At 61.8% G+C, this 6,862-nt stretch carries 3 protein-coding genes and 1 pseudogene; 1 reads left to right on the top strand and 3 read right to left on the bottom strand.

Translation table 11 applies throughout. From position 1 onward, the window contains the following. Nucleotides 1–857: 857 nt before the first annotated feature. From HMPREF0975_RS01205 to HMPREF0975_RS01215, 3 genes are all read right to left on the bottom strand, one after another. The gene (locus HMPREF0975_RS01205) at nt 858–1,040 is read right to left on the bottom strand and encodes a transposase (protein ID WP_009232263.1); all 183 of its coding nucleotides are present in this window, start codon (nt 1,038–1,040) and stop codon (nt 858–860) included. Between the two features lie 118 nt (nt 1,041–1,158). Beyond that, nucleotides 1,159–2,079, bottom strand: a complete 921-nt coding sequence (locus tag HMPREF0975_RS01210) for a glycyl-radical enzyme activating protein (protein ID WP_009232264.1) — start codon at nt 2,077–2,079, stop codon at nt 1,159–1,161. Then, nucleotides 2,076–4,520 carry a glycyl radical protein gene (locus tag HMPREF0975_RS01215; RefSeq protein WP_009232265.1) on the bottom strand — a complete coding sequence of 815 codons (2,445 nt, stop codon included), beginning with the start codon at nt 4,518–4,520 and terminating at the stop codon, nt 2,076–2,078. The genes HMPREF0975_RS01210 and HMPREF0975_RS01215 overlap by 4 nt, the downstream gene beginning before the upstream one ends. 604 nt (nt 4,521–5,124) lie before the next feature. Here HMPREF0975_RS01215 and HMPREF0975_RS17235 point away from each other — a divergent pair. Continuing rightward, nucleotides 5,125–6,225, top strand: a pseudogene (locus tag HMPREF0975_RS17235) (IS1634 family transposase); the annotation flags it as partial. Between the last annotated feature and the right edge of the window lie 637 nt (nt 6,226–6,862).

Consider the following 6,862-nt stretch of genomic DNA (forward strand, 5'->3'; position numbering starts at 1 on the left):
CTCAGCGTCCGCGGTGGTCGTGCCGGGGTGGTCACCGGCATCGACCTGAACCTGGCGGACCCAGCCTCACAGCGTCTCGGAGTTGATGCCGAGCTGGTTGCCCACCCGTTTGAAGCAGCCTCGACTCGCTGGGGAACCTTCAACGCATCCAGGCGCAACCGGACCGCACGCTCCCTGAGCTCATCGGGACACTTCTTAGGTGCCGAACATGGTCATCATCCTTCCGTGGAATCAGACCCTCCACCACACCCAGGATAATCCAGTTCCCGGCGACCTCGACACCGTCCCTACCAGTGATGCTGATCCGCTCACCCCAATTCCTCCCAGAAACCCTGGTTGCCCAGCGCGAACCCGTCACGAACGACCCGCCTCCTTCGCTCCGTTCCCATTACAGGAATATCACCACTACTACGAGTCAGTCCACCAGCACCCCCCCACACGCGCCCAGCAGGCACTAGCACAAGGACCCCTTCTCCTGTTTCACGTAGACGCAGCAGACCAGGCTCACGCCGCCTTCACGCCGGGCACCGTCTGGCCAGCATTACGGACACACCGCCAGACTCATCCCAGGGCACTTTCAACCCCCAGTTCTGATGCCATCCAAGCATTTCAATGCCTCAACAGCGGTTCACTCACGTTCGTCTTCCCGGACCCCACCTGACACCCACCCAAGGACGCCTTTTTCCTTGAACGCTCACCACTACGGTCTTCATCCAACGCAGCACTAGGAGGCTTGAAGCCATCATCCGCACAACGACCTCGAGGGGCCACACCCTCATCATCTACACAACACCATCCAGAAGCTACCGACCTATACCAGAAGCTCCCTTCCGTTCAGGACACACGAAGACGGCTACTTATTTCAGGAACTCGCTCTCCTGACGCAGCCCCCTGTTTTCCGCCTTGATTTTCGCGATCTCGGCCAACTCAGAGGCTTTCTTGCGGTCCGGGTCAGTGGCGCACTCCTTCTTGTACCTGGCGACCCAGTTGCCCACCGTCTGGATCACAAGATCGTATGAGGCGGCCATCGAGGCGATCATACGGTCCTTCACAGGCGACCTCACGCGCCCCCAGACCAAGAAACACCCCGCACCCCACAGGACCTGCGTAAGCGCGCACCATTGGAACGCCTGTGAATAACCCTCATCGGCTCCTGAATCAGGCGTGCATACCGGGATCATAATGCATGTTCAGGCCGAGGTCAGTCCCCAACGCCATCGCCTCTTCGATGAGTCGCTCATCCAGGCGGGGCATGCCGGGCAATGGATAGTCTAGACCGAGCCTCATGTACTTCCCCACCCCTAGCGTATGGTATGCTAATAAATCTACTCTTTTGACGGCGTCTCCGAGTGAGGCAGTGAAGCGAAGGCGCTCCTCCAGGTCTGCGGCGTCGTCGTTCCATCCAGGGATGACGACGAGCCTCACCCACATGGGTCTGTCCGCCTCGGCTAGTCTTCGGGCGTTGTCGAGGATTCGTTTGCTCCCGGCCTCGGTTCCCTGCCTGTGTAGCTGTTCGTCACACGATTTAATGTCGTACAGGAAGAGGTCGGTGTGGTCCAGTACCTTCGTGAAGTAGGCCCACGGAACGTTTCCCGCCGTGTCCACGGTCGTGTGGACGCCGTTGTCCTTGAGTCTTTTCAGGCACTCGGAGACAAAGGCGACCTGGATCATCGCCTCACCTCCGGAGAAGGTCACTCCCCCGTTGGAGGCCGTATAGAACTCCATATTCCGCAGAAGCTTGGCAACGCACTCGTCAACGCTCATCCTTCTGGCGACCGTCTCAAAGATCATCTGGGTGTTGCGTTCGATGAGCTCGTCCGGCTCGGGCAACCGGCTGCGATCAAGACACCACCGTCCACCCTGCCTGGCCAGCGCCCCCTCGTTCTCCCGCACGGCCATATCCGGGTCCGTGATCCGTTCAGAGAAGAAGTAGACCTCCTGATCGTCGAAGGAGATCAGCTCGGGGTTGGCGCACCATTTGCAGGCGAGGGTACAGCCCTTCATGAAGACTGTGGATCGTAGACCGGGCCCATCCTTGGTGCTGTAGTCCTGGATGGACCCGATCAGACCCATGGTCATAATTCGAGTTCCGTTCTGGCGATGATCGCCTCCTGGGCCTCGGGCATCAGGGACACGAACTGGGCACAGTAGCCTGCTACCCGGACGATGAGGTTGCGGTATTTGTCAGGGTCCTTCTGGGCTGCCCGCAGGATCGTGCTGTCGATGACGTTGAACTGGTTGTGGTAGATCCCTTTCTCCAGGGAGGCGTAGAGGAAGCTGACGAACTTGTCGAGGGCCTCCTCCCCCGCAAGCGTCATCGGGGTGAAGCGGGTGTTCAGCAGCTGTCCGGCTGCCACTTTGTCGTTGGGCAGCTTGGAAACGGAGTTGATGAGAGCCATGGGGCCTGAGATGTCCGTGCCCTGGGTCGGGGAGCAGCCCTCGTTCAGGGGTTCGCCCGCGTGGCGCCCGTCGGGGGTGGCCCCGACCACCATGCCATTGGGAACATAGGAGGTGATGTTGGAGGTTGACATCGTGTACCTGCTGACGCGAGGTCCTCTGCCGGTGCGGATGGTGTGGTATCCGGGTAGCAGTTCGAGGTAGGAGTCGAAGACGTCCTTGACGATGAAGTCGACTTCGTCCTCATCGTTGCCGAAGCTGCGGTACCTGGTGACGTCGCGAAGAATCCGCTGCGACTCCGGCGAGGCCCAGTTGTCCGCCAGAGCGGCTTTGAGCTGCTGGAAGGTCCACTTCCCCTCGTCGAAGACGAAGTGCTTGATGACCGCCAGGCTGTTGCCGACGACGCTGGGCCCGATATTGGACTGCGAGACGACGTCGTAACGGCATCCTCCTTCTTTGAGGGTCTTTCCCAGCTCAAGCGCGTCGTCGACGAGGACGCTGGCGAACGGGGAGGTGTCGTAGGTCTCCAGGCTGCGGTCGCAGATGGCGTCGCACTCCACAGCCAGGTCCGAGTAGTAGCGCAGCAACGTCTTCCAGGCGTCCCACACCTCGTCATAGCTGCTGAAGTCGATGTCCGTGCCCGACTCACCAGTCAGGCTGAGGAGCTGGATACCGGAGACGGGATCCGTCCCGTTGTTGAGCAGAACCTCGAGCATCTTGCCCCAGTTGACGTAGGTCATCCCGGTGGCGCGGTGGCCGTACCTGCCCTGGACACCGGTCTCCACGCAGCCGATGGCGGCGTAGTCCAGGGCGTCCTCCTCAGGAATTCCCAGCCCCATGAGTCCCTTGACCGCGACGTGGTCGTTGAACATCGAGGGCATGCCGCAGCCATTACGGATGAGTCGGGCGGCGAGGGTGACCAGGTCACGGGGAGTGTCCCGGTTGTAGCGCATGGAGAAGTTGGGCTCCGCCAGGCGGCACAGGTTCATCGCCTCGACGCACAGGTAGGATAGGGGGTTGGTACCGTCCTGGCCGTCGGGCCTGTAGCCCCCGACCATGAGGTTGCTGTAGAGCGGATAGCCCTGAGAAAACTTGGTATGCCCGATAGCGCGCACCTTGTTCTGGGAGGAGTTCATGATGAAGAAGTGCGTGAGCAGCTCCAGGGCGGACTCCTGCGTGATGCGCCCGGCCTCAAGATCGGCACGGTAGAGATCGTCCATGTACTGGTCGAAACGCCCATAGCAGAACGAGTGGCCATTGGACTCCACCATCTGCAGGACGTGGGTGATGTAGGCAGCCATGACGCCCTCATAGAAGGTCGTCACCGGTCCTTCGAGCAGAGTGAGGCTGAGCTCGGCCATCCGCTCGAGCTCCTGACGACGCTCCGGATCAGCAGTCCGCTCCGCCATCTCCTTCAAGATGGGACGGTAGCGCTTGATGTAGTCAAGAGCGCCCTCCAGACAGACGATGCTGCACTCGTAGAAGAGACGCTGACGGTCCGTAAGTGACTCGTCCAGGAGTCGAAGCTTCATCTCATTGACGAGGCCACGGTAACCGTGACTGAAAAGCTTCTCATGGTTGGGGATGATATGCCCGTCCCCAGAGTTTGAGATTCCTCCCCGGTGGATCAGCCCCTGTTCCTGCGCGTCCAGGATCTCCTGAGTGATGTGAGCATTGACCTCGTCCTCGTGAGTACTGCCGTGCCAGAAGGAGTGGATCGATCGAAGATCGACCTTGACCTCCTCAGACACCTGGAAGGCATCACCCGTGCGCAGGGCGAACTCGTCGAGCTCATCAACGACCCAGTCGATCGAGTACTCGGGGAAGATAGGAGCCGCGAAGTTCCGGGATGCCTGGTTGCCGAAAATGAGAGAGTCGGGCTCGACGTAGACCGTCATCTCCCGCAGGGTCGCGGCGAAGGCGAGGGCCTTGCACTTCATGAACGGCTCGTCGGAGAACTCGCGAAACACTCTGGTATAGATCATCGCTCGCTCACTGCACAGGGACGCCACACGATCCTGCATCTTCCGCCTGAGGCGCTCGATGCGCTCCAGGCCAAGCTTCTCAGGATCCAGGTCCAGCTGCAGCAGCGGCGAGCCCCGTCTGACATCCATTACCGTCATGTAAACAGCCTCCCAGGTCCACCACGATGTGGTTCCAACGCTTTACCAACACCTTCAGCGTAACAAACGCATAACTAACTTGCACGTACGTATGCGGAGACGCCGTCGCGACCCAGGGAGACGAGATCACCGGCGTCGCCAATGATCTCTTTACAGCCCATGGCGATGCCAGCCAGCTCACTGTCCACTATCCAGTGCAGACACGATAGTAGATCGCCGCAAGAATCAGGGGATCGGCAAAGTCGGTTTAGGAGCTTGGTCGGGTCAGTAGATTGATGGCTCGTTCTGGGCGTCTTGACAGGGATCTGGTGGTCGAGGCGATACAGGCGCCAGAGCCGTGGAAGAGGCGGATGAGGCCGGGTGGCCAGGTTCCGTAAGGCGACGAGACAAAACGAGCCGTGAGCGGCGCACAGCTGGTGCCGGTCCTCGCCTGTGACGACGTCAAAGCCCCAGTGGAGCCGGTTCTCGATTGCCCAGTGCCCGCGTATCCAGACCTGAGTTGCACAGTTTGGGTTGGTTTGTGTTTCTGGATGGGGTTTTTCGTTGGAATGGCGGGGGTAGGGTGGTCGTTGTGGGGCACTAAGCTGGCGGTAGGATCGAGGTGGTGAGCCCGTACCCGCGCAAGGTCAAGACCGCCTCGGGGGCCACGGCCGTGCAGGTCGTGATCAAAGACAACGGTGTGCGCCGGATCGTGGAGCACCTGGGATCAGCTCATGACGAGGCCAAGCTGGCCGCGCTGATGCGCCTGGGACACCAGCTCCTGGCGGGCCAGCAGGTCCTGGACCTGCTGGCCGAGGTGGTGATGCGCCCGGTCGGGAGCCGGGTGACGGTAGTGCGGTGCGAAGGCCTGTGATCGCCTCCCGCAGGTCGGGCTGGTTGATCGAGTCCATCAAGACGGCCTACACCCGCCTGGGCCTGGGCGAGGTTATCGGGGAGACCGGACTTTTGAGCAGATGGTCGCCGCTCCTCTGATCGAGCCGATCTCCAAGGCCGCCCCCCCAGAGCCCCTGTCCAAGATCGGCTGGCCGGGACCGGTCCACCGCAACACCCTGCAGGTCTGTCTGGGGCGCTGCGTTGAGCGGGGATACCAGGGGCGCCTCTCCTCAGGCCGCTGTTCGATCACGTCACCGCCACCAGGGGACTGGCGCAGTGCCTGCAGGCGTGACCACGCTGTACTTCGAGACCGAGAAGGAAGACAGTCTCAGGAGGGTGGATGACTGGCAAAGCGCGCCGGGGCGCTCCCCAGGTCATCGTGGGCCTGCTGGTCGACCGGGGCGGGTTCCCTCTCCAAGTCGGGTGCTTTCGAGGGCAACCGGGCCGAGACCTCCACGATCATCCCCGTGGTGGAGGCCTTCCAGGCCGCTGGCGGCATCGCCGAGCTCGCCCGTGGTCGCCGGGCGCCGGCATGCTCTCGGCGGCCAATCTGGCGGCGTTGGATGAGGCGAAGCCGCGGTTCATCGCCCGGGGCCCGCACCACCTGGGCCCTGGGCGACCTTCAGACCCACTCTCTACTGGGCAGGGGACACCCCCGCTGATGGCCAGCTGACCAGGCACCATCACCCCCAGGAGGGGCTCAAGGAGCGAGCGCAACGTCAGCAAACGTCATGAGCCGGTGTGAGACCCGGCCATCCATCCGAGCTCGTGGCCAGCGGTGTGGGCCTACTCCAAGAAGCGCGCCGCCCGGAACACCCAGACCCTCACCGCCTAGGTGTTGTGGGTCATGAGGTTGTAGTCGTGGGTGGGGGCAGTAGGGCTTGGGCTGTTGGGCTGTCAGCATGGGTGATGCTGAATCATCCTTCTGACAGGAGAACGCCCCGCTGCCATGACCCACCGTAACGCTCCGTTGACGCCTCAGGGACGCTACAGGCTCGTGATGCGTGTCCAGGCCGGTCATCCTATTGCCCATGTAGCCGCCGAGGTCGCCTCCTCCTACCACGAGCTGTTACACGTGGGGGGGCGTCTTGAGCCTGTTCAATGGTTTGTGTAAGCCCTTGTGGAAGGACTGACACTGATGACTGCTACTGATGATGACAACAGGGCTTCTGCTGGTGGTCGGGATGTGGTCGGCCAGCTGCGCTCGGCTGGGGCTGTGGATGGCTTGTTTGAGCAGAGCTGGTGCCGGGCAGGTGAGCATGACCGGGACTGATGGTCTGCTGCCGGCCCTGCACCAAGGGAGGCCTTGGAGAGGGGCCTGGCCGCTTGGCTTGAGCGAGCACCTGGGCTACGACAGGGGCGGGCCAACCTCCCAGGCTCGTGGTAACGCCAGAAACGGAACCACGTCCAAGACGGTGGACTCGTCAGGATGGGGCCCTTCGAGACCTGTGGTGCCCCGGGACCGGGCC

Origin of the sequence: Actinomyces sp. oral taxon 849 str. F0330, assembly GCF_000239715.1 — a bacterium.
In the GTDB taxonomy this organism is placed as follows: domain Bacteria; phylum Actinomycetota; class Actinomycetes; order Actinomycetales; family Actinomycetaceae; genus Actinomyces; species Actinomyces johnsonii.